Source organism: Arthrospira sp. PCC 8006, assembly GCF_046480465.1.
Taxonomy (GTDB): Bacteria; Cyanobacteriota; Cyanobacteriia; order Cyanobacteriales; family Microcoleaceae; genus Limnospira; species Limnospira platensis.
In genome coordinates this window covers 1-3081 of record NZ_PKGG01000368.1, presented here as the reverse complement: position 1 = coordinate 3081, position 3081 = coordinate 1, and the positions used below count along the sequence as shown (strand labels likewise).

Here is a 3081-nt window from a genome sequence, read left to right as displayed (position 1 = left end):
AACCCGCCCCTACAATTATCAATTAATAATTATCAATTATCAATTTGGTGATGGAAATACGATCGCCACAGGGCGACTATCGGGTTGATTTTCCCGATAATCGCCGTTAGAATAAGAGTTGAGAGAAAACGGGCTAGGAGGGATTCGAACCCCCGACACCGTGGTCCGTAGCCACGTGCTCTAGTCCACTGAGCTACAAGCCCCCGTTGGCGTTAAACTTAGACTTGTTTCACCGCCATTTAAGATAATAACACACTTTCCGAAAATGACAAGCAATTCTTCAGAAAATTCTCCCCAATCCTTAACCCACCTTGATTCTAGGGGAGAAGCGCAGATGGTGGATGTGTCAGAGAAGGCCAAAACTCGACGGGTGGCGATCGCCAGTGGATGGGTGAAAATGCTTCCGGAAACCCTAAAAGCGATCGAATTGGGAAACGCACCCAAAGGAGATGTTTTGGGAACCGCCAAAATTGCCGGAATTATGGCCGCCAAACAAACGGCCCAATTAATCCCCCTGTGTCATCCACTCCCCCTAGCTAAAATAGATGTTAAATTCACCGCCGACCCCCAACTCCCAGGTTATCAAATCCGCGCTGAAGCCATAACCATCGCCGAAACCGGGGTAGAAATGGAAGCCCTAACCGCCGTTTCCATCGCCGCCTTAACCCTCTATGACATGGCCAAAGCCCTAGATAAATCCATGGAAATTGGCTCAATTCATCTGTTGAGTAAAACGGGGGGAAAATCAGGATATTATCAGCAGCCATTGTCCCAGCCACTGCCGAAATAGCGATCGCCTTGCTATCCTAGAAGCGATACCTACTCCCAAACCTATGACAGAACAACCAACTCGCATTTGCATTCTCGGCGGTGGCTTCGGTGGGCTATATACCGCCCTACGTTTGACCCAGTTACCGTGGCTACCCACACAAACCCCGGAAATTACTATAGTTGACTCCAGAGACCGCTTTGTGTTTGCGCCCCTACTGTATGAACTGGTGACCGGAGAACTCCAAGCCTGGGAAATTGCCCCACCCTTTCAACAACTCCTGCAAGACACACCAATTCGGTTTATTCAGGGAACTGTTGCCGATATTGATATTACCGCCCAACAGGTGCAATTACAAGATGGTCAATTTCTCGATTACGATCGCCTAGTCTTAGCCATGGGAGGAGAAACCCCTATTGATATCGTACCAGGGGCTCAACAATACGCCATACCTTTTCGCCGGGTGGAGGATGCTTATCGTTTACAACAACGTCTGCGCCTCCTGGAAGCCTCGGACGCGGAAAAAATTAGAGTAGCCATCATTGGCGGCGGTTATAGTGGTGTAGAATTAGCCTGTAAATTAGCGGAAAGACTCGGAAAACGCGGGCGTTTGCGCCTCGTGGACAGAGGAGAAGAAATCCTCAAATCTGCCCCCGACTTTAACCGGGAAGCTGCTCAAAAAGCTCTATCAGAACGACAGGTTTGGCTGGATTTAGAAACTACGGTTAAATCCCTAGATGCCGAAAGTATTACCCTCGAATATCGCGACCAGGTAGATACTTTACCCGTTGATATTGTTATGTGGACTGTGGGAACCCAGACCCCCGATATAGTGCGATCGCTTCCCCTGAAACAAAACAGCGAACATCAAATCATCATCAATCCCAAATTACAAGTCATTGAACACCCCGAAATATTCGCCCTGGGAGACCTCGCCGACTCCCATGATGCGGAAGGCAAAAAAGTTCCCAAAACCGCCCAAGCTGCCTTTCAACAAGCGGATTATGCGGGCTGGAATCTGTGGGCATCTTTAACCGGAAGACCCCTGCTATCTTTCCATTATCAAGCCCTCGGAGAAATGATGACTTTAGGGAAAGATAACGCCACTCTCACCGGTTTAGGAATTAAACTCGATGGACAGTTAGCCCATGTCGCCCGCCGCCTCATTTATCTGTATCGTTTACCGACCTGGGAACATCAAATGCGCGTAGCCTTTAACTGGATAAGTCGCCCTTTTCAAGAGTTAATGATCAATAATAAATAGATGCCGATGATAAATCATAGCCCTCTCTCGCCTAAATTAATCTTACTAGATGCAGTGGGAACCCTCTTTGGTGTCCGAGAAACTGTGGGTGATGTTTACGGCAAAATTGCCCAAAAATGGGGAGTTAACGTCTGTGCCAAAACCCTTAATCAGGCATTTTATCAGAGTTTTAGCGCCGCTACACCTATGGCTTTTCCCGGCGCAGATATGGCGGAAATTCCCCAATTAGAACTAGCCTGGTGGCGCGATATTGCCGCCGAAAGTTTTAAGGCTGTGGGAGTTTTTCAGGAGTTTTCGGACTTCCCCAAGTTTTTTGATCACCTTTACCAAGAGTTTGCTACGGCTGAACCTTGGGTGGTTTATCCTGATGTAATTCCCACCTTGACAAAGTGGCGAAATTGTGGTATCGAATTGGGAGTTTTATCTAACTTTGATTCCCGGTTATATCCAGTGTTAGAAGTTTTGGGTTTAGGGGGATTTTTCTCGACGGTGACGATTTCTACAGAAGTTGGCGCGGCAAAACCTGACCCCAAAATTTTTGCGGTAGCACTAGAAAAATACGATTTTCAGCCAGGAGAAGTTTTGCATATTGGGGACAGTTTTACAGCGGACTATCAGGGGGCCAAATCAGCGGGAATAGCGGGGGTATTAGTAGAGCGAGATACTCCCTCAACTCCAGATAAAACCTCCTATTCTACCTTAGCAGAAATTGAGGTGACTAGCTAGATGATATGACCCCCTCCCGCAGGCTTAAACCAGGCGCTAAAACACGATCGCTAAATGACACCCACCTGATCGCAATAGCGGTCAAGTTGGGTAAGATGATTATATATGGGTTGATGTAAGCTGGTTTAGGGAGGTATTGAGAAAATGGGAACTGTCGAAAATTCCGATTCTCTGAGAAAACACTACGGAGAGGCGATCGCTCGCCGCATGGAGCGCCGCAAAAAACTACAGAAGGTGATGATGTTCATTTCGACGGCAGCTTGTCTGGGGATGATGTCTTCGGGTTTGGGTGTAATGTTTCGCAGTAATTCCCAGTCCTCAG

General features: G+C 47.7%; 3 protein-coding genes and 1 tRNA gene. 3 read left to right on the top strand and 1 reads right to left on the bottom strand.

The annotated features are described in order from the left end of the window. Positions 1 to 129: 129 nt before the first annotated feature. Positions 130 to 203 (bottom strand) — tRNA-Arg (locus B9T16_RS27385). A gap of 62 nt (positions 204 to 265) precedes the next feature. Between B9T16_RS27385 and moaC the strand changes: the two genes are divergently transcribed. Genes moaC through B9T16_RS27370 form a run of 3 tightly spaced genes read left to right on the top strand, consistent with a single transcriptional unit; the run spans position 266 to position 2759 of the window. Then, positions 266 to 790, top strand: coding sequence for a cyclic pyranopterin monophosphate synthase MoaC (moaC, locus tag B9T16_RS27380; protein ID WP_410246257.1), 525 nt, complete (start codon positions 266 to 268; stop codon positions 788 to 790). Positions 791 to 833: 43 nt separating this feature from the next. Continuing rightward, the gene (locus tag B9T16_RS27375; RefSeq protein ID WP_410246256.1) at positions 834 to 2033 is read left to right on the top strand and encodes an NAD(P)/FAD-dependent oxidoreductase; all 1200 of its coding nucleotides are present in this window, start codon (positions 834 to 836) and stop codon (positions 2031 to 2033) included. Beyond that, positions 2034 to 2759: an HAD-IA family hydrolase gene (locus B9T16_RS27370; RefSeq protein WP_410246255.1), complete on the top strand. Its 726-nt coding sequence runs from the start codon at positions 2034 to 2036 to the stop codon at positions 2757 to 2759. The last annotated feature ends 322 nt before the right edge of the window (positions 2760 to 3081 follow it).